The following is a 23,635-nucleotide window of genomic DNA, read 5'->3' as shown; positions in this document are numbered from 1 at the left end:
TATGTGAGCTTTTAAATGTTATCAATTACTTAAGCGCAAATTACTCGCAGCTTATTCCCACTCGATAGTTGCAGGCGGCTTACTAGATACATCATAAGCAACGCGGGAAACCTTTGGAATCTCGTTGATAATACGGCCTGAGACCGTTTCTAGCAGCTCATAAGGCAGATGCGCCCAGCGTGCTGTCATAAAGTCGATCGTTTCAACCGCACGAATAGCAATAACATATTCATAACGACGCCCATCACCTACCACTCCGACAGATTTCACTGGCAAGAAGACAGCAAATGCCTGGCTGGTTTTATGATACCAATCCGCTTTATGCAACTCTTCAAGAAAGATTGCATCCGCTTCGCGTAGAATATCAGCATATTCTTTTTTCACTTCGCCTAAGATACGCACACCTAGACCCGGCCCAGGAAACGGATGGCGATAAACCATATCATACGGCAAGCCTAGCTCAAGGCCGATTTTGCGCACTTCGTCTTTAAATAATTCACGAAGAGGCTCAACTAAGTCCATCTTCATATCATCAGGCAAACCACCTACATTGTGGTGGGATTTTATGACATGAGCCTTACCTGTTTTAGCACCTGCAGACTCAATTACATCAGGGTAAATAGTCCCCTGCGCAAGGAAGTTAACGTCTTTAAGCTTGGTCGCTTCTTCATCAAATACCTCGATAAAAGAATTGCCAATGATTTTACGTTTTTTCTCAGGGTCATTTTCGCCTTTCAAGCGCCCCAAAAACAGGTCAGCGCTATCTGAACGGATCACTTTGACACCCATGTTCTTAGCGAACATATCCATCACCTGGTCACCTTCGTTCTTACGCAACAAACCGTTATCAACGAAGACACATGTCAGCTGATCACCAATTGCCTTGTGTAGTAATGCCGCTACAACAGAGGAGTCCACACCACCAGAAAGCCCCAAAAGCACTTTTTGATCACCAACTTGCTCACGCACTTTTTCGATCTGATCACTGATAATATTTTCAGCAGTCCACAGCGCTTCTGTTTGGCAAATTTCACGAACGAAACGCTCAAGAATACGCCCACCTTGCTTGGTGTGCGTAACCTCTGGGTGAAACTGAACACCGTAAAAGTGTTTAGCTGGATGGCAAATAGCAGCGATAGGAGCAGAATCAGTAGAAGCAATAACAGCAAAGCCTTCTGGCAATTCTGTCACTTTATCACCGTGGCTCATCCATACATCCAGTAACAAAGACCCATTATTAGCAATGTGATCTTCTATACCTTCCAGCAAACGGCTCGCACTATCGGACAAGCGTACTTTTGCATAACCAAACTCACGCTGATCAGAGGTTTCGACTTTACCTCCCAATTGAGCTGCCATAGTTTGCATGCCATAACAGATACCCAACACAGGAACACCCAGATCAAACACCAGTTCAGGAGCTCGTGGTGAATCACCTTCAGTTACCGATTCAGGGCCACCCGCCAGAATAACCCCCTTAGGGTTAAACTCACGAATTTCTGCCTCTTCCATATCCCAGGCACGAATTTCACAATACACTCCAATCTCACGAATACGACGTGCGATTAATTGCGTGTATTGAGATCCAAAATCAAGAATTAGTATACGTTGTGCGTGAATATCTGTAGTCATGCTCAGTGGCTCCACCGAATGGCTGTTTAACAGCCCTTAAAACTAAAAATGGGGCAACCATAGCAGCGCCCCACTTAATAAAAATCTAGAAATTTAACCGACGCGATAGTTAGGAGCTTCTTTAGTAATGCTCACATCATGTACGTGGCTTTCATTCATACCTGCATTAGTAATACGTACAAACTGAGGCTTAGTACGCATCTCTTCAATATCTTGGCTACCGGTATACCCCATGGAAGCACGTACACCACCCATCAATTGATGAACAACGCCTACCATAGGCCCTTTACAGGCAACACGCCCTTCGATACCTTCTGGTACTAGTTTCTCAGCACCTTCTGAAGCATCTTGGAAGTAGCGATCAGATGAACCTGTGCTTTGTGCCATCGCACCAATAGAACCCATACCACGGTATGACTTATAAGCTCGTCCCTGGAAAAGTTCTACTTCACCCGGTGCTTCATCAGTCCCCGCCAACATAGACCCAACCATGACTGCAGAGGCCCCTGCCGCAATCGCTTTAGCGATATCACCAGAGAAACGAATACCACCATCAGCAATCAAAGGAACACCGCGCCCTTTTAGGGCTTCAGCAACATTTGCTACTGCTGTAATTTGTGGAACACCGATACCTGACACAATACGTGTTGTGCAAATAGAACCAGGACCAATACCTACTTTAACACCGTCTGCTCCAGCATCAGCCAATGCTGTTGCTGCAGCGGCTGTAGCAATATTTCCGCCAATAACCTGTACCTTAGGAAAGTTTTTCTTCACCCACGATACACGTTCAATTACACCCTTAGAATGACCATGTGCTGTATCAACAACAATAACGTCAACCCCAGATTCAGCAAGCGCAGTCACACGATCCGGTGTTTCAGGACCGGTACCAACAGCTGCACCGACAATCAAACGGCCCTTACTGTCTTTTGCTGCATGCGGAAAAGCTTCAGCTTTATACATATCTTTAACAGTCATCATGCCTTTTAGCTTGAAGGCACCATCGACTACTAAAATCTTTTCGATGCGATGCTTGCGTAGCAAATTACGAACTTTGTCTTTATCAACACCTTCATCAACCGTCACTAAACGATCTTTAGGTGTCATAACAGAAGCAACGGTAGCATCTAGGTAGTTTTCAAAACGCATATCACGGCTAGTAACAATACCCACTAGCTCGCCATTATCGATAACAGGGAAGCCAGAAAAACCTAATCGAACAGCCATTTGGCGCAGCTCGCCAACCGTCATATCTGAAGAACAAGTAATAGGGTCACTAACAACACCCGCTTCGTATTTTTTAACTTTACGAACTTCGTTTGCCTGCTCTTCAATGGTCAGATTTTTATGAATAATACCAATACCACCTTCCTGAGCCATGGCAATTGCCAATCGAGACTCAGTTACAGTATCCATCGCAGCAGATACCAATGGTATATTCAGAGAGATCCCTTTAGTGATCTGAGTAGCCAGAGAAACGTCCTTCGGCAGAACTTCTGAATACCCAGGCATCAGTAAAACATCATCAAAAGTCAGTGCTTCTTCAACGATTCGTAACATTGTCTAAACAACCCGTTTCTTTAAGAAAAATTTAATCGATCAATTATACAGATTTAGCCATATACGAACAATCATATTTGCATTTTAAGCAGTGAAATGTTTTAGCTTAATGACTATTCTGCAAAGCTTAGATTAAGATAGCCCCATGCATTCATTTTCTGACCGATCTCATCACGCTTTTAGCGTTTCCGAACTTAACCGCCAAGTTAAGTCACTACTCGAATCTTCCTTTTTACAAGTCAGGGTTCAAGGGGAGATTTCTAACTTTGCCAAGCCCTCATCTGGCCATTGGTATTTCACCTTAAAAGATGGAAAGGCGCAGGTTAAATGCGCACTTTTTCGCAATAAAAACCTTCGCGTTAAATTTTTACCTAAAGACGGCGATCAAGTAGTACTCACGGCTAAAGTTAGTCTTTACGAAGGTCGCGGTGATTTCCAATTGATCGGAGAAATGCTTGAAGCCGACGGTGAAGGCCAACTACAGCAAGCCTACGAGGCACTAAAAGCCTCACTTTCCAAAGAAGGACTATTTTCAACTGAGCACAAACAGCCAATCCCAAATCACCCTAAACACCTAGGCGTTATTACCTCACCAAGCGGGGCTGCTGTTCATGATATTTTGTCAGTCCTTAAGCGCCGCTTTCCTAGCCTTCCTGTCACTATTTACCCTTCCGCCGTACAGGGAGCAGAAGCGGCCCCGCAGCTAAAAGCGGCATTAACGTTAGCCCAACAACACAACCAGGCTGACTTAATCATTATTGGACGTGGCGGTGGCTCTCTTGAAGACCTTTGGCCATTCAATGATGAAGCACTAGCACGAGCTATATTTGCCTGCCCAATTCCTATTATTAGTGCCGTCGGGCATGAGGTAGATTTTTCTATAGCCGACTTAGTCGCTGATCTCAGAGCACCCACCCCCTCTGCTGCTGCTGAGGTCATCAGTCCCGACCAAGATGCTATGCACATACTACTAGACCAGCAAACTAATCGCTTGAGCAGGCAATTCAAAGAGTTACTATCCCGCCAGCATCAGCGTGTTTTACACTTACGCCAGCGATTGCGCCACCCCGGAGAGCGTATAAGAGAACAACAGAATAAACTTAACACCACACAGCAGCGCTTGATCTCGGCAATCAATCAGCATTTAACAAAAGCCAAACACAGCTTCTCTCTGCAAGACCAAAAACTCAACCAATTGCATCCCAGCAGTAAAATTGAGCAGAGACGTTCACTACTACTGAGACATGAGGAGCACCTCACTCATCTATTACATCAGCGCAGCGACCAAAGACGCTACACTCTAGGGCAGCTCGTCACACGCCTTAATGCTGTCAGCCCTTTAGCAACCCTTGAACGAGGCTATGCTATTGTTCAAAGCGCTAACGGCAAAGTGATTACACAATCAGAACAAATAAATATTGGTGACATTGTCACAAACCGACTTCATAAGGGCTCATTTAATAGCCGTGTTGAAGCCATATACCCAGATAACAAACCGGCTAATCCAAGGAATGAACATGATTAGATCTTTCATCGTTTTTATCGGCCTTTTACTTTCAGTTAACAGTTACGCGCTAACCTTACCGAAAGATTCCAACACCCCGGGAGGCATAGTCATTGTGCCGCTCGAGGGCATCATTTCTGAGCGCTTACCCAATGCGTGGTATAGAAGCAACCGTGTCATGGTGGTTGCAAGCAAAGCCACGCCTTATGCAGATAAGGCAAAGTGGTTAGCTATTGTCGGTATTCGCCTATCGGCCAAACATACGAAAGAGCAGCTATTGGTCGCCAACGGCATTTCCTACCCATTTACTATTGAGGGCAAAGAATACAAAGCACAGTACCTCACCATTAAAAATAAGAAGCATGTCAACCCAGATCCTAAGCAAATAGAGCGCTGGAAACGTGAAAAAGCAGAAATGGTCGCGGCTTTCAAACTATGGACAACCCCTGAGCAAACCGTCAGCGAATTCATTCTGCCAGCAAAAGGGCCTTTTAGCAGTCCCTTCGGTTTAAAACGTTTTTTTAATAAGCAAGCTCGCAACCCCCATAGCGGGCTAGATATCGCAGCGCCAATGGGTGCTCCCATCTGGGCTCCAGCAAACGCTACTGTTGCCGCTGTAGGTAACTATTTTTTTAATGGCAACACCGTTATTTTAGATCACGGCAACGGCCTAACAACTATGTACTGCCATATGAGTAAAATTGATGTCAAAGTAGGCGACAAGCTCAACACAGGCGACGTAATAGGTGAGATTGGTAAGACAGGACGTGTTACAGGGCCGCACCTTCATTGGGGCGTTAGCCTTAACAATACCCGCGTTGACCCTCTTCTCTTTGTGACCGAGAAAAGCCAATAATAATATGTTAATCTGCAGCTTCATTTTCATCGGTAGAAAAAAGAATGTCTGAACTAAAATTTGAAACACTAGAACAACACGCCAGCTATGGTATCGGCCGCCAAATGGGTGACCAACTTGCACAAAACGGCTTCGAAGGTATTGACCTTGATGCAGTTGCTGCAGGTTTGAAAGATTCTTACGCAGGTGAAGAGCTCGCAGTACCTGTTGAAAGCATTCAAACTGCTTTTAACGAAATTAACACTCGCATTCAGGCAGCACGTGAAGCAGCAGCAAAAGAAGCAGGCGCTGCTGGCGAAGCTCTTTTGGCTGAAAATGCAAAACGTGAAGGCGTTTTCGTACTTGAATCTGGTCTTCAATACGAAATCACTGAAGCAGGTAACGCTGAAAGCGATAAACCAAATGCAGCATCTACTGTTCGCGTGCATTATCACGGCACCTTCCCTGACGGTAAGGTTTTTGATAGTTCATATGATCGTGGGCAACCCGCTGAGTTCCCAGTGAACGGCGTTATTGCTGGCTGGACTGAAGCTCTACAGCTAATGAACACGGGTGCAAAATGGCGCTTAACTGTTCCTTACCACCTTGCTTACGGCGAACAGGGTTCACCAGGCGGCATCCCTCCATTTGCTACACTAGTGTTCGATGTAGAACTACTCGACATTCTGTAAGCAGTTGCAGAAACCGGGCAATACACATGCCCGGTTTTATCCCCCATTTTATCCGAGGCCTTCATGAAACTTCACTACCAACAACATGGCACAGGAACCCCTTTGGTTATCCTTCATGGCTTATTTGGTACGCTGGAGAATTGGGGCAGCCAAATCAAAACACTATCTGAGCACTTTCAAGTCATTGCAGTAGACATACGAAACCATGGACGCAGCCCTCATTCTGACACCATGAACTACCCTGCTATGGTGGAAGATATTATCGAGCTTCTCGATGAACTAGAGCTAGATTCAGTCGACTTAATGGGGCATTCGATGGGTGGAAAAGTCGCCATGCAACTGGCACTCACCTACCCTGCACGCATACAAAAACTCATTGTTGTTGATATATCACCTGTCACCTACCCACACCACCATAAAGATGTTTTAAAAGGGCTGTTTTCAATAGACCTTCAGCAGGTTAAGTCTCGTACAGAAGCTGATAAACAACTCAGCACTTACATTAGCGAGCCAGGAGTCAGAGCTTTTTTATTAAAGAACCTATATCGGAATGACGACAAGCAATTCCAATGGCGAATGAACTTACCTGTACTCAGCAAAGCATATAGCAATATCAGTGAAGCACCATCAGGCACACCCTTTACTGGTAATACACTATTCATTAAAGGTATCGAGTCTGACTATATTCAAGCAGAGCATCGCGACTCAATACTAGCGCTATTCCCGCAAGCAACATATAAGCTAATACAAGGTGCAGGGCACTGGCCTCATGCAGAAAAACCTGTAGTCTTCACAAAGTTACTACTCAATTTTCTACGAGCTTAATAGTAAAGCACTTGCTATAACAAGCTTCAGCTTACGGTATTGTGGAAGTGGCTTTTAAAAACACTTAGGTTCAAATACTGACAAACTCAGCGAGTTTACACACTACACATTTTTGTCAATGATAGTGCCTTCAGGAAAAAGCTTTTGGAATACGCCTGCATCAACTAAACGTAGATTAATATCATGCAGGGTTTTATTGATATCGTTCAAACGACTATTAAACTCTTGTAAAGATTCTGTTACAGCTTGTGCCGACGCTGTTGTTTCTGCATTTACTTGTGCAAGAGTTTTTCTGTCTTTATTATTCTCATCAGGTTCTTCTTCATTTTTTTCTGAACTCTTTGCTGAAGCCTCGATCTCTTTTTCATTTCCTGCATCACTACGAATTCGAATCGATTCATCTACAGCATCATCGGTTTGTGTAGCTTTCTCATTTGGCGATTCAAGCAACGCCATTTCTGCTTGAGCCTCTGTAGCCATAACACGTGCTTGAGCGGCAACCTGCCGGTCTTGAACTGAAGGCTCAGGCACAGAAAGTGCTGCACGAATAATAACTTGAGCCTTTTCTAGGGTGGCACGCGGATCACCCGCTACGGCAGAAGTATCAATACTAACATCTCCCCCCACCGCATAAAGCTGACCATCCGGGCCTTTTTGATAAGTAAAGTTGGGAGCTGATGCGAAAGCGCCACCAATTGAGGCATGTATTCGCTCATGGTTTTTAACCTCACGATCACGCTGCGCAAGGTTCTGAATGATAGTCTTATCTGCTTCTGCCTGCTTAGAAGACTTATCCGATGATTGGTGGGTAGTTGCTTGGCTGGCAGAGACACTTGTTTGGCTGACTGATGCGCCTTGCGAGGAGAGCTTATCTACATTTTTTGCTGGATCAGCTATCGCAGCCTGCGTTTGAGAGTGCGAAGAAGACAGATGGGTTTTAGATTGATCAGACGTAATAGCTTTAGCCGCAGAAGCACTCTCGGTCTGCGATGATATGGCCATTACTGAAGAGTAATTGCTAATAATCACCCTGCTATCCTTTCTTTATTTAACCCAATTTAATAGCGAGCTAAACGTCATCCTTTTAAGAATTAAGCTCGCGTATCAATATTCGTACCTAACACTTCACCAGCATCCGTCACCACCTTGGTTGATGGTGCCTGTGCGCTCGCATCTAATGTTGTTTCAGTTACTGCACTATTCAATGCTTTTCCAGAAGCGAGTTCAGGCACTTCAGGCTTGCCACTGCCGACCTGATCACTAGAAGATTTGAGCGTATTGTCTAACGTGCGGTTTAAACCAATAACGCCCGTTTGTAAGGCTCCAGTCACGTTCATGATACTAACCTACATACTAAGTTTAAAATGCCAAATAAATATACCGCACCCTCAGTATAGAACAACATCACAAAGCTGGCTGTTTTTTGTACAGATTTAGACGATTAAACTACTAATATCCAAAAACTCAGCAACAGAACTCGGGGATAAATCATCAAGGTAAGGTATTTCACCCAATAAAGGGGCTTGAAACATAGTGTCTATCGTCGCGACGTTATCTTCATAGCAACTCATATCGGGATCTATACGATTAGCCACCCATCCAACAAGCTGCAGCCCATCTCTCACAATCGCCTCCGCCGTTAATAATGCGTGATTAATACATCCCAGCTTTACTCCAACCACAAGAATTACAGGAGTGCCCAACAATTTGGGAACATCAGCAAAAGTTTCTTTACGGCTAAACGGAACTCGCCAACCACCAGCCCCCTCTATTAGTAAAAAGTCTGAAGGATTCATCATCGAACCTCGGCATATTGCTGCGATTCGATCCGCTGATAAGCGTCTGCCTGTTTGTTCGGCAGCAATATGCGGAGCAATCGCTGCCTCAAAAGCAATAGGGTTTACTTCGCTATAACTCAACTTAACACTGGCGGTTTTTTGTAATAATAGCGCATCACTGTTTTGCAGCCCTTCTTCTGTCTGCACACAACCCGCGGCAACAGGCTTCAAACCAATAGTTCGCAAGCCTTGCTGATTAGCTTTTTCAAGCAAACCTGCGGTTACTACCGTCTTACCTACGTCAGTATCAGTTCCCGCTACAAAAAACTGTCGCTTGGCCATTAACGCTTCCTCAAAATCAAATAGAGCACTTCATAACTTGCCGGCAAGTACCCTTGTGGGTCACGAAACGACTCATATGCCTTTCTAAAGGCTTTCACCCTAGCAGGTCCTGTTAAGCCTTTGGCCTGCCCTGCATTCATATTATGCGCACCGATCCCTTTGAGTTCATGAGTCAGTTCTTTTAAGTGTGAGTAATGCAATACTCGCATCTCACTCTCACTTTGAACAACCTCAAGATCACTCGGTAATGCTTCAATAAGATTTTCCATAGACTGGAACTGATTAACATGCCGATAATCGTCTACGGTTGACCATGACTCTCGCAACTCGAACAAGGTTTTAGGACCCAGGGTAGCAAGACACGCAATACCATCAGACTGTAAAACGCGAGAAATCTCAGAAAAAAGCGCGACGCTATTCTCACACCATTGAATCGCTAAACTTGAAAACACCATTGAGGATGATTGGCTTTTTAAAGGAAGGCTCTCAGCATCACCACACACCCAGGAAACCTCACAACCCAGTTCGCGATGGTGACGAGCATGAGCCAACATACCTGAAGCAATATCCAAGCCGACTAAACGGTTTTCAGAAAACATCCTGTGCAATTGAGAAGTGAAATAACCAGTACCGCATCCTAGATCTAAGAGTCTAGAAGACTTAGCAACCTCCAAATCAACAGGTAGCTTAAGCAACAACTGGTGGCCGATATCTCGTTGCAAAGCCGCCTCGTTATCATAGGTAGAGGCAGCCTTACTAAAAGACTCAGCCACACGCTGCTTATTTATCAATTCACCCATGTTTTTTTATCGATTCAATAAAGACCAGAATCGCCTGTAAAAACGCCTCTGGGGATGACAAAAATGGTAAATGACCCGCGCCCGGAAAACTCACTGTTTTCTGCTGCGCTCTAGCCTGCGCCTGGATAGCAGCAATAGTACTATTAGGCACTAGGTGATCTTCACTTCCATACATATGCAGAACAGGGCAACTCAATTTAGACAAAGGCTCTCTAAGATCGTTTTCTAATAACGCTAATGTTGCTAACAGCTGTGTAGGCTGGCTATCAGCCAGAACAGCCTTGATCTGCTTTAGAATAGGTTTAGCTGCTTCCCCACCCTGTATTTGCAGCATCGCAAAGCGTGATAAGGTTTTTTGGGGTGAAGACTCTATCGCCGCTTTAAACTGTCGATACATCACAGGATTCATTCCATGCTCCCAGCCTTCTTTTTGTACAAAACAAGGGTTAGAAGCCACCGTCATTAAAGCATGTGCCTTTTCTGGGTATTGACTGGCAATTTGCAGAGCAACCATTCCACCCAAAGACCAGCCTAGCCAATAAGCAGGCTGCGTTAACGGCTCAGCGGTACTGCTTTCTAACTCACTAACAATAGATGAGGCCACCTTCTCTAAGGTCATGGCGGTGTCAGTGCTCGCTGAACGACCTAGCCCTGGAAGATCAACAACTGTCACATAAAAATGTGGAGTTAGTATGGGAAGTAAAGAGCTCCAAATAGAAGAACTCATCCCCCAGCCATGTAATAAAATCAGTGTAGGATTATCTTTACTGCCAAAAGACTCATGATATAAGCCCATTATTTCACCTGATCCAAAGCATCTAGCAGACGATCAACATGTTCCAATGAGTGACTAGCACTGAGAGTAACGCGAAGTCGCGCACTGCCACTAGGGACAGTTGGCGGGCGAATAGCCGTAACAAACACTCCCTTCTCACGTAGCGCTTCACTAATAGACATAGCCTTATCTGCATCCCCAATAAGAATAGGCTGTATCGGTGTAAGAGAGTCCATGAGGTTTAGCCCCAGCTGCTCACAACCATCACGAAAACGTTTGATAAGCTCATTCAAATGCTCACGTCGCCAGTGATCTGCTTGCACTAACTTGAGACTTGCTCTTGTAGCGGCAGCAATAGCGGGAGGCATACTCGTGGTATAGATATACGTTCTCGCATGCTGAATTAAGGTTTCAATCAACTCCTCACTACCAGCGACAAACGCACCAGAAGTACCAAACGCTTTCCCTAAGGTCCCCATCAACACAGGTAACTGCTGCTGAGACAGCTCAAAATATTCAGCGCAACCGCCCCCATTGCCACCTAAACAGCCTATACCATGTGCATCATCTACCATTACCCAAGCATTATGCTCATTGGCGGTGTCACATATAGCTGGCAGATCAGCGATATCGCCATCCATGCTAAACACACCATCAGTCACTACCAATGAGCGTCTTGCAGTAGCTTTGCTTAAACGTTGCGAAAGGCTATTCACATCATTGTGTAAGTAACGCTGAAAGCGTGCGCCACTGAGCAAGCCCGCATCAAGTAGCGATGCATGATTAAGGCGATCTTCAAACACGGCATCTTGCTTATTTAACAGCGCATTAATCGTTCCAATGTTCGCCATGTAACCATTTGAGAAAAGCAGAGCTCGCGATCTACCCGTAAATTCAGCCAACTCTTCCTCAAGCGCATGATGATGAAAACTATGACCATTCACCAAGTGTGAAGCTCCACCACCTACACCGTATTCATCAGCAGCCTGCTTAAACTCGGCAATAATAGCTGGATGATTAGCCAGACCAAGATAATCATTTGAACAAAAAGCTAGGTAGGCTTTACCATCAACAATCACATCAGGCTGTTGCGGGCTTTGCAAGACCTTACGTTCGCGATACAAGGATGCTTGTTTACGTGCATGCAACTCAGATGCTAACTGATCAAATGACATGTTTATTCACCTGAGAGTGTCTAGACAAGAATGAGAGAAGGCAGCCATATTACAGGCTGCCTTATAATTCGTTAGGCTTCGTAGAAATGCTTACTATCTTGCTGCTTTTGCAGATCTTTGATGATAGCGGCTTCCTGCACATCATCATCGACAGAGATACGCTGCTCTGGATTGATACCCAAACGCTTAAACAACTGTAGATCACGGTTTGTTTCAGGATTAGGCGTTGTCAGCAAACAGTCTCCGTAAAAGATCGAGTTTGCTCCAGCAAAGAAAGTCATCGCTTGCATCTCATCACTCATGCTCTCGCGCCCTGCGGATAAGCGAACATGAGACGCTGGCATCATAATACGAGCAACAGCAATAGTACGTATAAAGACCAAATGATCGAGGTCTTCAACATTTTCCATTGGCGTACCTTTAACTTTCACCAGCATATTAATAGGCACACTTTCAGGTTGAACCGGCATATTTGCCAACTGGCGTAGCAGACCTATGCGGTCAGTCGCTGTTTCGCCCATACCTAAAATACCACCACTGCAAATTTTCATGCCTGAATCGCGTACATTCTGCAATGTATCCAAGCGATCTTGGAAAGTACGGGTTGTGATGATCTTGTCGTAATACTCAGGTGAGGTATCTAAATTGTGGTTATAGTAATCCAAGCCAGCATCGGCAAGTTGATCAGCTTTACCTTCATCCAACATACCTAACGTCATACAGGTTTCTAACCCTAGCGCTTTAACCTGTTTCACCATATCAACGACATAAGGCATATCTTTATCAGCTGGGTGCTTCCAAGCCGCCCCCATACAGAAGCGCGTTGAGCCTGAGGCTTTGGCCTGACGCGCTTTCTCAAGCACTTTATCTACCTTCATCAAACGCTCTTTTTCAAGACCTGTGTTGTAATGCCCACTTTGCGGGCAGTACTTACAATCTTCAGGACATGCACCGGTCTTGATAGAGAGTAAAGTACTTACTTGTACTTCATTAGGATTAAAGTATTGCCTATGCACTGTTTGTGCATTAAACATAAGATCATTAAAGGGAAGATCAAAAAGGGCTTGCACCTCTTCTACAGTCCAATCATTACGAACAGGCGCTTTACCGGTCATGCGTGCTTTCCCCTTTTAATCTGGCTTTGAGCTAAAAAATACTGCTAATAGTCACTTATGATAATTCGACAGAAGGAACTGTCAACTTATGTTTACTTTATTTGAAAACATCTGTACAAAAACAAACCAAAATTGCGCATTATGTCACTCTGAAGCCTCCTCAGACATAGCTCTTTGTAAAAGCTGCTATGAAGATCTCCCATGGCTAACCTCTGCTTGCCATATTTGCGCCCTGCCTCTTACAGCAACAGATGCCCCTCGTATCTGCGGAGAGTGCCTAAAAAACCCACCTGTTTTTTCCAGTACACAGGCCGTATTTCTTTACCGCTTCCCGATCAATGCCATTATTCCCCAAATTAAGCATCATAATGGATTACACCACACAACATGGCTGGCCAGCTGTTTACTGAATCGCTTATTAGAACAGCCTCAAGCTTGGCCACAAGCTATTATTCCAGTCCCCGTACACTCATTGCGATTAATTAGCCGCGGATTTAATCAGTCCTCATTGATCGCAAGCCAGTTAAGCCAACACTTAAAAATCCCCTTATTGCTTAACCATCTAAAAAAGGTAAAACGTACAAAGTCTCAATCAACATTGTCGGCTCAGCAAAGAAAAACAAATCTCCAACATGCGTTTACTTATAATGGCCCAAGTCTCAAACACATTGCACTCGTTGATGATGTTGTAACCACTGGCACAACAATAAAAGAGATTAGCAGTGTTCTGCGACAAGCCGGTATACAGCGTATAGATATCTGGGTTATCGCACGCACACCAGCACCTAGTTGAAAACTATTTACATATACAACAACATAGCGTTTTGGATTGATTTACAAAGTTTTTCTTAATAAATAGATCCTCTTATTTATTGAGACTATGATTATGATAAGTGTTAATTAAAGGAGTTCGTAATTGGATATTGCGATTTTAGGTAGCCTAGCGGGCGGTATTGGCCTGTTTTTATTGGGCATGCATCTCATGACGCAAGGGCTGCGCCAAGCGGCCGGTAAATCATTAAAGAACGTCCTACATGCTGCCACCCAAAGTCGCCTAAAAGGTTTGCTATCTGGCACATTAATTACAGCTCTCGTGCAATCATCGAGTGCGGTCACCGTAGCCACTATCGGTTTTGTAAATGCCGGCTTGTTAACCATTCCACAATCAGTTGCCGTTATTTATGGATGTAACATTGGCACAACAATGACTGGCTGGCTTGTTGCTCTAATAGGTTTTAAATTTAAAATAAGCGCATTTGCTCTGCCTATCATCGCTTTAGGCATGTTGCTGAATACTGTGGCATCAAAAGAGCGCTTTCGCCAAATTGGCTTCGCTTTAGCTGGCTTCGGTGTATTCTTCATTGGTCTAGACTTTCTCAAAGGAAGTTTTGAAGATCTGGAAAAAAATATTGATCTCACTGTTATTAGCGCCCTACCGTTCAGTCTATTGTTGTTTTTAGTCGCGGGCTTCATGCTCACTTTTTTGATGCAAGCATCGGCTGCCTCAATGGCTATTACTTTGTCATTGGCTGCTACCGGCTCTATTAGCATTACCGCTGCTGCAGCGCTTGTCATCGGCGCTAATTTAGGCACAACCTCTACTGCCATGTTGGCTGTCATTGGAGCAACTCCCAATGCTAAAAGGATTGCGGCCGCTCATGTCATTTTTAACGTCATTACAGGTGCAGTAGGTTTTTCGCTTTTAATACTTTTCTCGTCACAAGTAAATAACCTACACAACCAAGAGATCATTAGCACAGTGACCTTGCTTGCACTGTTTCATACAGTCTTCAATGTACTCGGGGTGGTTATCATGTGGCCCTTAACTGATGCGATGGTAAAACTATTGAAACGCCGCTTCCTCTCTCAAGAAGAGAACATCAGTAAACCCCAATATCTTGATAAAAATATACTATCAACTCCTTATCTAGCTGTTGAAGCAATGACCATGGAGCTCGGAAGAGTCAGCCGGCTATGCTCTTCAATGGCGCTTGCCGCAGTGAGTGAAGAAGGCCCAAATCCACCTCAGCTAGAGAAAGAACTCACTAGTGTAATGACGCTAGTATCCGCAGTTGGAGAGTTTAATCAGCAGATTGCTCAGCAAAACCTTGATCCCGATATTACTGACATCTTACCTTCTTCTTTACGCACCGCTCGTTACCTCAACGAAATAGCACGGCTATCCACTCGCCTAGTGGATTATCACGAAACACTTGAAAACATCTCTGACACCAGCATCAAGCAAAACGTATTCATCTTTAAAAAAGATATTAGCAAACTACTACAAGCTAGCCGGATTGAAAAAGAGAGTGATACTCAGAGCGAACCCGCACGCAAAATTTTGCATAAATTAGAATATAATTACCAAGCGCTAAAAACAGAAATTCTCAACGCTGCCACCTCAGGAAAACTAGACGCAACAGAAAGTGTTACTTTACTGGACGCTCTAAGCCACTTGCGCCGCCTAGCCGAACAAGCAGAAAAGTCTTCATCATATTGGAGTAGCATGTTACCTATACATTCACGCGGCGCATCATCTGCTACTTCAGCATAATGCTTAATCATCTGAGTCGATAACCAAATGATTTCTGATCCATGGTTTTATGCTGTCGCCATACCCGCAGTATTAATCACTGCCGTTTCTAAAGGAGGCTTCGGTGGTGGGCTCGGCTTACTCGGCGTTCCCATTATGGCGCTGATCATCGCCCCCCAACAGGCAGCGGCCATCTTACTGCCTATTCTCTGTTTAATGGACATCGTCGGCATATGGAGCTTTCGGGGCAAAGCTAACCGTCATGCCCTGCAAACACTACTGCCCTCTGCTTGTATTGGTATTATCATTGGCGCTCTGACTTTTAGGTATTTTTCAGCCGATAGCATCCGTATTATTGTTGGGATCATTGCCGTCACTTTTTCACTTAACTTCTGGTTAAAACCTAAAAACAGTACGCCTAAAAAACCTAGCCGATTGCGTGGTAGCTTTTGGGGAACCATTGCAGGCTTTACTAGCTTTGGCGTGCACGCTGGCGGTGCACCACTTAACGCTTACCTTCTACCGCTAAAGTTAGAAAAATATGATTATGTCGGCACCAGTATTATTTTTTTCAGTGCCATCAATTTTATTAAACTAGTGCCCTACACCTTTTTAGGACAATTCACTTACGAGACCTTAAGCACTGCTGCTGCCTTAGCTATCTTCGCGCCAATAGGCGTCCTGCTAGGAGTGCGTTTACATCATAAAATACCGGACAAGTGGTTCTATCAGCTCTGCTACACATTCCTGTTTATAATGGGCCTAAAATTACTCTTTGATGCGTTTTAAAACCTAGCTATTAATTAGCAACGCCACGTCATAACTACTCAACCGATAGCGATTACATCAATGAACTTTGAACCAATAGGTATAATCCACTCTGGATTTAAAGAAAAATTTGGCATCCCACGCCAACCAGGGCTCGCTAGCTCAATGCAGGCAAGCATTGAACTACTACCAGGCTACGCCTCTGAAGAGATTGTCAGAGGACTAGAAGGCTGCTCACACATCTGGCTCATATTTATCTTCAGTGCTTGCGCGGATAAAGGCTGGACCCCAACTGTTCGCCCTCCGAGACTAGGAGGGAACCGTCGTGTTGGGGTTTTAGCGACACGATCTCCCTTTCGGCCCAACCCTATTGGCCTTTCTGCCGTAAAACTAGACGGCGTAATATGCAGCCACGGCAAAGTTCAGCTACAAGTCAGCGGAGCTGATTTGATGGACCAAACGCCCATTTTAGATATTAAACCTTATTTACCCTACTCAGATCAGATCCCAACAGCAGAGTTTTCTTTAGCGGAGAGTTATCGGGCTTTGGAGGTCCCTGTCATATTTAATAATGAAGCCAAACAGCAGTGCGATATTATTAAGCAAAAAACAAAATTACCTATAGAGCAGCAGATCACAGAGATTTTACGCTGCGACCCCCGTCCTGCTTACCAACGTTCAGCAGAGCGCGAATATGGAATCCGCTTACACGACTACAATGTTCGTTGGTCAATTACCGACGAAGAAGCAATCTATGTACACTCGATAGAAATGACTACAGATGTTTTAAATAATTAATGTAATTCAGCTTGGCCCAAGAGCATAAAAACACTAATATATTAGAATATTCTAAATTAATAACTGGAAAGCATATGTCAGATTCATCTTCTGCAAATACAACGGCCAGCAGACGCTTGCAACACTTTCCCGTGGCCTTTTTCGCTATGGTTATGGGAACACTCGGCTTAACACTAGCATGGCAAAAATCAGCTCATGTTTTAGCCCTGCCTCCTATCATCTCGGACGTATTACTGATCGTATCTGCTACGATATTCGCTGTCATTGTGAGTGTTTACCTGCTGAAAATAATACGTCATGCTCCCGAAGTCATTGCCGAGTTTAACCATCCCATTAAAATGAGTTTTTTCCCTGCCTTTTCTATCGGTATTATTCTAACAAGCATCGCAACGCTAGAAGTTTCGAGTGAGCTATCTCGGTTTCTGTGGATACTAGGCAGTACACTGCAATTAATTTTCACTCTAAATGTTCTAACACGCTGGATTCACCACCAGCATTTTCAGATAGCACACAGCACCCCTGCATGGTTCATTCCTGTGGTCGGGAATATTCTGGTACCTATTTCAGGTGTGGAGCACGATTTTTATGAAATATCATGGTTTTTCTTCAGCATTGGCATTATCTATTGGATCATTTTGAAAACATTAATTTTTAACCGTATTATTTTTCATGACCCACTACCTGAAAAACTACTACCCACCTTATTTATTCTCATAGCACCTCCTGCTGTTGGCTTTCTTTCCTACATGAAGTTAAACCATGAGGTTGTCGATGGGTTTGCACGCATTTTGTATTACACAGCGGCCTTTTTAGTACTGCTCCTAATGACACAGTTTAGCCGTTTTTTGCGTATTCAATTCTTCATGTCCTGGTGGGCCTATTCATTCCCCCTGGCAGCTTTCACAATTGCCTCACTCGTCATGTATGCAAGAACAGGGAGCCCTGGATTTGCAACGATAAGCTATCTGATGCTTGCTGTTGTTTCACTGGTCGTCAGTCTTTTGCTCTACAAAACAGCTAAAGCTATTATCAGTGGAAATGTATTTAAACCAGATTAGCTACTAAGGCCTTTGCTAGCCATCCTGCGCCTAAACAACTTACACTCTTGCACTCCTCTCTAGATCGGGCTCTAATAAAGCCCGTTTTTTTTATCGCAGAGGCCCTCAGGATGACAACCATTAGCGCCGAACAGATCCGTTATGATCAGGATCACATCTGGCACCCCTACTCATCAATGATCAACCCACCACCGGCTTATCCTATTGTTTCAGCCAAAGGGGTTCGCCTTAAAATGGCAGATGGACGAGAACTCATTGATGGCATGGCATCTTGGTGGTCGACTATTCATGGCTATAACAACCCAGCACTCAATGCTGCTGCACATAACCAGATCGACCTAATGTCACATGTGATGTTTGGGGGCATAACTCACGCCCCTGCTATAGAGCTAGCTAGAAAGCTAGTAGACCTAACACCAGAGCCTTTAGATAAAGTCTTTATTGCAGACTCAGGATCCGTCGCTGTCGAAGTCGCTATTAAAATGGCAATACAGTACTGGCATGCACTAGGCAAACCTGAAAAGCATAAGCTAGTTACTATCAGAAATGGCTATCACGGAGACACATTTGGTGCGATGTCCGTATGCGATCCAGTCAATGGTATGCATGAAATCTTTACGGCCGTTTTGCCTAAACACCACTTTGCCGAAGCACCGCAAATAGGTTTTAACCAAGCATGGGATGACGCCGATATAGCTTCTCTAAAAAGCATCATCGAACAGCAGCATCATGAACTTGCAGCATTAATACTTGAGCCAATTGTGCAAGGCGCTGGCGGTATGCGCTTTTACTCTCCACACTACTTAAAAGCGGCAAAAGCGCTATGTGATGAATACGGACTCCTCTTAATTGCCGACGAAATCGCTACTGGCTTTGCTAGAACAGGGAAGATGTTTGCTTGCCAACATGCAGACGTAATACCCGATATTATTTGCTTAGGAAAGGCAATAACTGGGGGCTATATGTCATTAGCAGCCACCCTTACTACAACGAAGATTGCCCAAACCATCTCTACAGGTGGCGCTGGTTGCTTTATGCATGGCCCTACTTTCATGGGTAACCCATTGGCATGCGCTGTCGCCAACACAAGCTTACAGTTGCTAACCGATTCTGATTGGCAACCGAATATGCAACGCATTGAAACAGCCCTTAAACAAGGTCTTGGACCAGCAGCAGCAATGAATGGAGTCGCAGAAGTACGCTGTTTAGGTGGCATTGGTGTCATTGAACTACAGCGAGGCGTGGACTCAGCCAAAATACAAAAGATGTTCGTAGAGAAAGGTATTTGGGTAAGACCGTTTGGCAAGCTCGTCTATATCATGCCTCCCTATGTCATGGATACGGAAACACTCAACCAACTTACCTCAGGTATCATTGACGTACTTCACAGCTATCTAAAGCATTAAACGGCCAAAAGATTAAACCAACAACCTTAAGGCTTAGTAGCTACACCTTCCAGCATGGTGCCGACAAGTGCTGGAAGGTCATTATGACGATATATCAACAGATCATCCGTTAAAAAACCAGCCTGCTTAATGAGCTGCAAGGTATCTCTTTGCAAACAACAGCCACACGCCAATGGACGCCAAACAGGGTTCAAAACCTGCTGAAAAGCATGCGTCACTCTATGATCACTTTTAACATGCTCAAATAACACTAGATGACCACCAGGTTTTAAGACTCTATATATTTCTGACAATGCACGTAATGGATTCGAAATAGAACACAATACCAAGCAGCAAAGTACTGTATCTAAACTGTTAGAAGCCAATGGCAGCTCATGCCCATCACCCTGTACCAGGTAAAATTTACCCGCCTGCACAACTTCCAATACCGCTTTTTGTTTAGCCGCTCGTTGCAATAACGCTGCATCAGGCTCTATAGCAATCAATGAATTAATAGTTGGAGAATAGAACGAGAAGTTAACGCCTGTTCCTACTCCTAACTCAAGCACATCACCCGTCAGAAACGGCAAAATCCGCTGCCTGTCTGTATTTAACTTTCTAGACACCTTATCTAGAAGATATGGAAAAATATGCTTTCGATAGAGGTTTATCATCTCGCCCGCTCTGCTAAGATGTTAGAAATTGCTGTAATTTAAAAGGAACCTATATGGCGCGAATTAAAATTGACATGCCGGATCATTATACATTTACTACTGAGCTTCCGGTCAGAATAAGTGATATCAATTATGGCGGGCACTTAGGCAATGATGCTGTGCTTTCTATGATTCACGAAGCCAGAATTCGTTTTCTCAACTATTATCACTACACCGAGCTAGATGTTGAAGGCGCAGGCATCATCATGACCGATTCTGCAATAGTCTATCGTGCTGAGGGCTTTCATGGAGATATGATACAACTTGATGTTACGGTGGGAGATTTTAACAAATACGGCTGTGATATCTATTACGTGTTATCCAACAAGAAAACTGCGGCTGAAATTGCCCATGCCAAAACTGGTATTGTATTTTTTGATTATGAGCAACGTAAAGTAATACCTGTTCCAGAAGGCTTCAAAGCCAGCATGGAAAAAGACGCATAACGTTAAGAGCATGGCATTAGGGCAATAGTAACAATATTGCCCTAATTAACATTACTCGGCAGAACAACACGTAAGCGTTTTACCTGCTGATCAACAACCCACTACTCGTCGAAGTCGGCGTAACTTCCTTTAGCCAGATTTTCAAAACGCGTATATTTACCAATAAACGCCAGCTTCAAAGATCCTATTGGCCCATTACGCTGCTTACCAATAATGATTTCAGCGATACCCTTATCTACTGAATCTTCGTTATAAACTTCATCGCGATATATAAACATGATGACATCGGCATCCTGCTCTATCGCTCCAGACTCTCGTAAGTCAGAGTTAACCGGACGTTTATTGGGCCTGTTCTCCAAACTACGGTTAAGCTGAGATAATGCAATCACTGGACACTGCATCTCTTTAGCTAACGCTTTCAAGGAGCGAGAAATTTCTGAAATTTCTTCAGTACGACTGTTTGCCTTACCCGTTTTGATCTGCATTAACTGAAGATAATCAACCATGATCATACCCAACTCACCATGCTCACGCACAATGCGTCGCGCCCTTGTACGCATCTCATTTGGGCTAATGCCTGAAGTATCATCAATAAATAATGGTTTATCTCGCAGCATATTAACGGCAGTAGTCAGCTTCGGCCAATCTTCTTCGTCCAGCTGACCAGAACGAACCTTGGTCTGATCTATTCTACCAACAGAAGATAGCATACGAGAAAGCAGCTGATCAGCAGGCATCTCTAGACTAAAAACTAACACAGGCTTTTCTTCAGCCATTAGGGCGTTTTCAACAAGGTTCATGGCAAAAGTAGTTTTGCCCATAGAGGGACGCGCCGCAACAATAATTAAATCTGACGGTTGCATACCTGCGGTACGATCATCAAGATCATCAAAACCTGTGGTAACCCCTGTTATCTGATCACTGTTATTAAACAAAAAATCTATGCGATCAACAGCACGTTTTAACAACGGGTTAACCGGTTCTGGACCCCCTTGGTTTGGACGGTTTTCAGCAATCTCAAAAATGCGCTGTTCCGCATCATTTAAGATCTCTTCCGATCCCCTACCTTCAGGGCTAAAAGCATTTTCTGCTATTTCATGCGCTACGCTAATCATCTGGCGAAGCAATGCACGGTCACGCACAATCTCAGAATACGCACGAATGTTTGAAGCACTTGGTGTGTTTCGAGCTAGCTTAACGAGGTAATCAAGACCGCCGGCTTTATCAAGCTCAGCTATGCGGTCCAACTCTTCAGACAGGGTAACGACATCGACAGGTTGCTGGTTATTCACCAGCTTCTGCATCACACGAAAAATCAGGCGGTGATCATGACGATAGAAATGTTCTTCGGTAACCACTTCGGATGCAGTATCCCAAGCATCGTTATCCAACATTAAACCGCCAAGAACAGATTGCTCAGCCTCTATTGAATGAGGAGAAACCTTAACGTTCGCAACCTCTTCATCATGCAGTTCGGCAAAATCCATCGAAACCATACCCCTGAAAATAAAAAAGCACCACGTATATTCTACGCAGTGCTTTTCATTACTTGAATGTTTTTTTGCGAATTAGTTCGCGCCAACAACACTCACGATTGCAGTCGCATTTACTTCAGCGTGCAAATGCAGAACGACTTCAAATTCACCTGTGTGGCGCAAAGCACCTTCAGGTAAACGAACTTCGCTCTTATCAACAGCCTGGCCAGCAGCAGTAATTGCTTCAGCAATATCGCGAGTACCGATAGAACCGAACAATTTACCTTCGTCACCCGCTTTAGAAGCGATAGTAACAGTAAGGCCAGACAACGCTTCAGCGCGAACGTTAGCAGCGTTTAGCTTTTCAGCAGCAGTTGCTTCTAGCTCAGCACGACGTTCTTCGAATTTTGCAACATTAACAGCTGTTGCTGGGACTGCTTTACCTTGTGGAAAAAGGTAGTTACGTCCGAAACCAGATTTCACAGACACTTTATCGCCTAATGCACCCAGCTTACCAATTTTTTCGAGCAGGATAACTTCCATCTCGTAAACCTCATTTGTTCTGCAGCTTACTTACTGCAGTACTAAATCTCAGCTGGCTTATCACTTTCTATTTTCAAGAAAGTCACTTACCAGCCCCGCAATCACCTAAGCGCTATCTATTAATGTCGATAAGACAAAAACAAATAACTATGACTTACTGATGGCTATCAGAGTAAGGCAACAATGCTAGAAAACGAGCACGCTTGATAGCAGTAGCCAGCTGACGCTGGTAACGAGCTTTAGTACCTGTGATACGGCTTGGTACGATTTTACCAGTTTCGCTTACGTAGCCTTTTAGTACTTCAAGATCTTTATAATCGATCTCAGTAACACCTTCAGCAGTAAAACGGCAAAATTTGCGACGACGAAAAAAACGAGCCATCTTGATATCTCCTAATTGTTAAATTATTCAGCAGCCGCTTCAACAGCAGGCGCTTCAGCAACAGGGGCAGCAGCAGGTTTTTCTTCCTGGCGCGGCTCTTCAGTACGACGAGGCTTGCGCTCTTCACGTGCTTCAGATGCTTTGATTGGAGATACTTCTGTGACCGCTTCTTTGCGACGGATCATCATGTTACGCAAAACAGCATCGTTATAACGGAACATGTTTTCTAGTTCATCCAGAGTTTCCTGGTTGCACTCGATGTTCATCAGAATGTAATGTGCTTTGTGAGCATTGTTGATTGGGTAAGCCAACTGACGACGGCCCCAGTCTTCCATGCGATGGATTTTACCGTCAGCACCTTCGATAACACCAGTGTAACGCTCGACCATTGCTGGAACTTGTTCGCTCTGGTTCGGATGAACCATGAATACGATTTCGTAATGACGCATTGTAGCTCCTTACGGTTTGAAGTCTTTGGACAAACTAAGCTATTTAAAA

At 44.3% G+C, this 23,635-nt stretch carries 25 protein-coding genes; 11 read left to right on the top strand and 14 right to left on the bottom strand.

Annotated features, from left to right (window positions below):
• Nucleotides 1-51: 51 nt before the first annotated feature.
• Together guaA and guaB are read right to left on the bottom strand one after the other, a co-directional pair.
• Nucleotides 52-1,632, bottom strand: a complete 1,581-nt coding sequence (gene guaA, locus G511_RS0111370; protein WP_028469719.1) for a glutamine-hydrolyzing GMP synthase — start codon at nt 1,630-1,632, stop codon at nt 52-54.
• 93 nt (nt 1,633-1,725) lie between these two features.
• The gene (guaB, locus tag G511_RS0111365; protein ID WP_028469718.1) at nt 1,726-3,195 is read right to left on the bottom strand and encodes an IMP dehydrogenase; all 1,470 of its coding nucleotides are present in this window, start codon (nt 3,193-3,195) and stop codon (nt 1,726-1,728) included.
• Between the two features lie 145 nt (nt 3,196-3,340).
• On the opposite strand from guaB, the gene xseA reads away from it, so the two are divergent.
• The 4 genes from xseA (at nt 3,341) to G511_RS0111345 (ending at nt 7,051) form a co-directional block, all read left to right on the top strand.
• Complete coding sequence (gene xseA, locus G511_RS0111360; RefSeq protein ID WP_028469717.1) at nt 3,341-4,720, top strand: exodeoxyribonuclease VII large subunit; 1,380 nt, start codon at nt 3,341-3,343, stop codon at nt 4,718-4,720.
• A complete protein-coding gene (locus G511_RS0111355; RefSeq protein ID WP_028469716.1) occupies nt 4,713-5,555 on the top strand; it encodes a M23 family metallopeptidase in 843 nt (280 codons plus the stop codon). The genes xseA and G511_RS0111355 overlap by 8 nt, the downstream gene beginning before the upstream one ends.
• Nucleotides 5,556-5,599: 44 nt before the next feature.
• On the top strand, nt 5,600-6,226 hold the full coding sequence (gene bamJ, locus G511_RS0111350) for a BamJ family beta-barrel-assembly machinery protein (protein ID WP_028469715.1): 627 nt from the start codon (nt 5,600-5,602) through the stop codon (nt 6,224-6,226).
• Between the two features lie 63 nt (nt 6,227-6,289).
• On the top strand, nt 6,290-7,051 hold the full coding sequence (locus G511_RS0111345; protein ID WP_028469714.1) for an alpha/beta fold hydrolase: 762 nt from the start codon (nt 6,290-6,292) through the stop codon (nt 7,049-7,051).
• 102 nt (nt 7,052-7,153) lie between these two features.
• On the opposite strand, the gene G511_RS22700 is transcribed toward G511_RS0111345, so the two are convergent.
• The 7 genes from G511_RS22700 to bioB all read right to left on the bottom strand — a co-directional run bounded on the left by G511_RS22700 (nt 7,154) and on the right by bioB (nt 13,036).
• Complete coding sequence (locus G511_RS22700) at nt 7,154-8,080, bottom strand: putative metalloprotease CJM1_0395 family protein (protein ID WP_051221938.1); 927 nt, start codon at nt 8,078-8,080, stop codon at nt 7,154-7,156.
• 62 nt (nt 8,081-8,142) lie between these two features.
• Nucleotides 8,143-8,388, bottom strand: a complete 246-nt coding sequence (locus G511_RS0111335) for a hypothetical protein (RefSeq protein ID WP_028469713.1) — start codon at nt 8,386-8,388, stop codon at nt 8,143-8,145.
• A gap of 96 nt (nt 8,389-8,484) precedes the next feature.
• The gene (gene bioD / locus G511_RS0111330) at nt 8,485-9,171 is read right to left on the bottom strand and encodes a dethiobiotin synthase (RefSeq protein ID WP_028469712.1); all 687 of its coding nucleotides are present in this window, start codon (nt 9,169-9,171) and stop codon (nt 8,485-8,487) included.
• Nucleotides 9,171-9,971, bottom strand: coding sequence for a malonyl-ACP O-methyltransferase BioC (gene bioC / locus G511_RS0111325; protein ID WP_028469711.1), 801 nt, complete (start codon nt 9,969-9,971; stop codon nt 9,171-9,173). The genes bioD and bioC overlap by 1 nt, the downstream gene beginning before the upstream one ends.
• On the bottom strand, nt 9,964-10,767 hold the full coding sequence (gene bioH / locus G511_RS0111320) for a pimeloyl-ACP methyl ester esterase BioH (protein WP_036551922.1): 804 nt from the start codon (nt 10,765-10,767) through the stop codon (nt 9,964-9,966). Before bioH ends, bioC begins: the two co-directional genes overlap by 8 nt.
• Nucleotides 10,767-11,921 carry an 8-amino-7-oxononanoate synthase gene (gene bioF / locus G511_RS0111315; RefSeq protein ID WP_028469709.1) on the bottom strand — a complete coding sequence of 385 codons (1,155 nt, stop codon included), beginning with the start codon at nt 11,919-11,921 and terminating at the stop codon, nt 10,767-10,769. Before bioF ends, bioH begins: the two co-directional genes overlap by 1 nt.
• A gap of 71 nt (nt 11,922-11,992) precedes the next feature.
• A complete protein-coding gene (gene bioB / locus G511_RS0111310; protein WP_028469708.1) occupies nt 11,993-13,036 on the bottom strand; it encodes a biotin synthase BioB in 1,044 nt (347 codons plus the stop codon).
• Between the two features lie 88 nt (nt 13,037-13,124).
• Between bioB and G511_RS22695 the strand changes: the two genes are divergently transcribed.
• The 6 genes from G511_RS22695 to bioA all read left to right on the top strand — a co-directional run bounded on the left by G511_RS22695 (nt 13,125) and on the right by bioA (nt 19,599).
• A complete protein-coding gene (locus G511_RS22695) occupies nt 13,125-13,829 on the top strand; it encodes a ComFC family protein (protein ID WP_051221937.1) in 705 nt (234 codons plus the stop codon).
• A 123-nt stretch (nt 13,830-13,952) separates the two neighbouring features.
• Nucleotides 13,953-15,590 carry a Na/Pi cotransporter family protein gene (locus G511_RS0111300; protein ID WP_028469707.1) on the top strand — a complete coding sequence of 546 codons (1,638 nt, stop codon included), beginning with the start codon at nt 13,953-13,955 and terminating at the stop codon, nt 15,588-15,590.
• A gap of 27 nt (nt 15,591-15,617) precedes the next feature.
• Complete coding sequence (locus G511_RS0111295; RefSeq protein ID WP_028469706.1) at nt 15,618-16,358, top strand: sulfite exporter TauE/SafE family protein; 741 nt, start codon at nt 15,618-15,620, stop codon at nt 16,356-16,358.
• Nucleotides 16,359-16,418: 60 nt separating this feature from the next.
• Nucleotides 16,419-17,135, top strand: a complete 717-nt coding sequence (gene tsaA, locus G511_RS0111290; RefSeq protein WP_028469705.1) for a tRNA (N6-threonylcarbamoyladenosine(37)-N6)-methyltransferase TrmO — start codon at nt 16,419-16,421, stop codon at nt 17,133-17,135.
• Between the two features lie 74 nt (nt 17,136-17,209).
• On the top strand, nt 17,210-18,193 hold the full coding sequence (locus tag G511_RS0111285; protein ID WP_028469704.1) for an SLAC1 anion channel family protein: 984 nt from the start codon (nt 17,210-17,212) through the stop codon (nt 18,191-18,193).
• A gap of 110 nt (nt 18,194-18,303) precedes the next feature.
• A complete protein-coding gene (bioA, locus tag G511_RS0111280) occupies nt 18,304-19,599 on the top strand; it encodes an adenosylmethionine--8-amino-7-oxononanoate transaminase (RefSeq protein WP_036551920.1) in 1,296 nt (431 codons plus the stop codon).
• Between the two features lie 26 nt (nt 19,600-19,625).
• Here the strand turns inward: bioA and G511_RS0111275 are convergent, their stop codons facing one another.
• Nucleotides 19,626-20,252, bottom strand: a complete 627-nt coding sequence (locus G511_RS0111275; protein WP_051221936.1) for a class I SAM-dependent methyltransferase — start codon at nt 20,250-20,252, stop codon at nt 19,626-19,628.
• 53 nt (nt 20,253-20,305) lie between these two features.
• Here G511_RS0111275 and G511_RS0111270 point away from each other — a divergent pair, with 53 nt between their 5' ends.
• Nucleotides 20,306-20,737 carry an acyl-CoA thioesterase gene (locus G511_RS0111270; protein ID WP_028469701.1) on the top strand — a complete coding sequence of 144 codons (432 nt, stop codon included), beginning with the start codon at nt 20,306-20,308 and terminating at the stop codon, nt 20,735-20,737.
• A 101-nt stretch (nt 20,738-20,838) separates the two neighbouring features.
• On the opposite strand, the gene dnaB is transcribed toward G511_RS0111270, so the two are convergent.
• The 4 genes from dnaB to rpsF form a co-directional block, all read right to left on the bottom strand.
• Nucleotides 20,839-22,224 carry a replicative DNA helicase gene (gene dnaB, locus G511_RS0111265; RefSeq protein ID WP_156905204.1) on the bottom strand — a complete coding sequence of 462 codons (1,386 nt, stop codon included), beginning with the start codon at nt 22,222-22,224 and terminating at the stop codon, nt 20,839-20,841.
• A gap of 81 nt (nt 22,225-22,305) precedes the next feature.
• Nucleotides 22,306-22,755: a 50S ribosomal protein L9 gene (rplI, locus tag G511_RS0111260; protein WP_028469699.1), complete on the bottom strand. Its 450-nt coding sequence runs from the start codon at nt 22,753-22,755 to the stop codon at nt 22,306-22,308.
• A gap of 154 nt (nt 22,756-22,909) precedes the next feature.
• Nucleotides 22,910-23,137 carry a 30S ribosomal protein S18 gene (gene rpsR / locus G511_RS0111255; RefSeq protein WP_028469698.1) on the bottom strand — a complete coding sequence of 76 codons (228 nt, stop codon included), beginning with the start codon at nt 23,135-23,137 and terminating at the stop codon, nt 22,910-22,912.
• 23 nt (nt 23,138-23,160) lie between these two features.
• The gene (gene rpsF, locus G511_RS0111250; RefSeq protein WP_028469697.1) at nt 23,161-23,586 is read right to left on the bottom strand and encodes a 30S ribosomal protein S6; all 426 of its coding nucleotides are present in this window, start codon (nt 23,584-23,586) and stop codon (nt 23,161-23,163) included.
• Nucleotides 23,587-23,635 lie beyond the last annotated feature (49 nt).

The sequence above is a fragment of the Neptunomonas japonica DSM 18939 genome, from assembly GCF_000422765.1.
GTDB classification, from domain to species: domain Bacteria; phylum Pseudomonadota; class Gammaproteobacteria; order Pseudomonadales; family Balneatricaceae; genus Neptunomonas; species Neptunomonas japonica.
This window is presented reverse-complemented; position numbering and strand designations above follow the sequence as displayed.

Coding starts and splice junctions, on each gene's coding strand:
- bioH (WP_036551922.1), bottom strand. CDS start 10,767: ATGGGCTTATATCATGAGTCTTTTGGCAGTAAAGATAATCCTACACTG.
- G511_RS0111275 (WP_051221936.1), bottom strand. CDS start 20,252: ATGATAAACCTCTATCGAAAGCATATTTTTCCATATCTTCTAGATAAG.
- bioB (WP_028469708.1), bottom strand. CDS start 13,036: ATGACCGGTAAAGCGCCTGTTCGTAATGATTGGACTGTAGAAGAGGTG.
- G511_RS0111295 (WP_028469706.1), top strand. CDS start 15,618: ATGATTTCTGATCCATGGTTTTATGCTGTCGCCATACCCGCAGTATTA.
- bioD (WP_028469712.1), bottom strand. CDS start 9,171: ATGGCCAAGCGACAGTTTTTTGTAGCGGGAACTGATACTGACGTAGGT.
- dnaB (WP_156905204.1), bottom strand. CDS start 22,224: ATGGATTTTGCCGAACTGCATGATGAAGAGGTTGCGAACGTTAAGGTT.
- xseA (WP_028469717.1), top strand. CDS start 3,341: ATGCATTCATTTTCTGACCGATCTCATCACGCTTTTAGCGTTTCCGAA.
- rpsF (WP_028469697.1), bottom strand. CDS start 23,586: ATGCGTCATTACGAAATCGTATTCATGGTTCATCCGAACCAGAGCGAA.
- guaB (WP_028469718.1), bottom strand. CDS start 3,195: ATGTTACGAATCGTTGAAGAAGCACTGACTTTTGATGATGTTTTACTG.
- G511_RS22695 (WP_051221937.1), top strand. CDS start 13,125: ATGTTTACTTTATTTGAAAACATCTGTACAAAAACAAACCAAAATTGC.
- bioC (WP_028469711.1), bottom strand. CDS start 9,971: ATGGGTGAATTGATAAATAAGCAGCGTGTGGCTGAGTCTTTTAGTAAG.
- G511_RS0111345 (WP_028469714.1), top strand. CDS start 6,290: ATGAAACTTCACTACCAACAACATGGCACAGGAACCCCTTTGGTTATC.
- tsaA (WP_028469705.1), top strand. CDS start 16,419: ATGAACTTTGAACCAATAGGTATAATCCACTCTGGATTTAAAGAAAAA.
- bioF (WP_028469709.1), bottom strand. CDS start 11,921: ATGTCATTTGATCAGTTAGCATCTGAGTTGCATGCACGTAAACAAGCA.
- rpsR (WP_028469698.1), bottom strand. CDS start 23,137: ATGGCTCGTTTTTTTCGTCGTCGCAAATTTTGCCGTTTTACTGCTGAA.
- G511_RS0111355 (WP_028469716.1), top strand. CDS start 4,713: ATGATTAGATCTTTCATCGTTTTTATCGGCCTTTTACTTTCAGTTAAC.
- bioA (WP_036551920.1), top strand. CDS start 18,304: ATGACAACCATTAGCGCCGAACAGATCCGTTATGATCAGGATCACATC.
- G511_RS0111335 (WP_028469713.1), bottom strand. CDS start 8,388: ATGAACGTGACTGGAGCCTTACAAACGGGCGTTATTGGTTTAAACCGC.
- bamJ (WP_028469715.1), top strand. CDS start 5,600: ATGTCTGAACTAAAATTTGAAACACTAGAACAACACGCCAGCTATGGT.
- G511_RS0111270 (WP_028469701.1), top strand. CDS start 20,306: ATGGCGCGAATTAAAATTGACATGCCGGATCATTATACATTTACTACT.
- G511_RS0111285 (WP_028469704.1), top strand. CDS start 17,210: ATGTCAGATTCATCTTCTGCAAATACAACGGCCAGCAGACGCTTGCAA.
- rplI (WP_028469699.1), bottom strand. CDS start 22,755: ATGGAAGTTATCCTGCTCGAAAAAATTGGTAAGCTGGGTGCATTAGGC.
- guaA (WP_028469719.1), bottom strand. CDS start 1,632: ATGACTACAGATATTCACGCACAACGTATACTAATTCTTGATTTTGGA.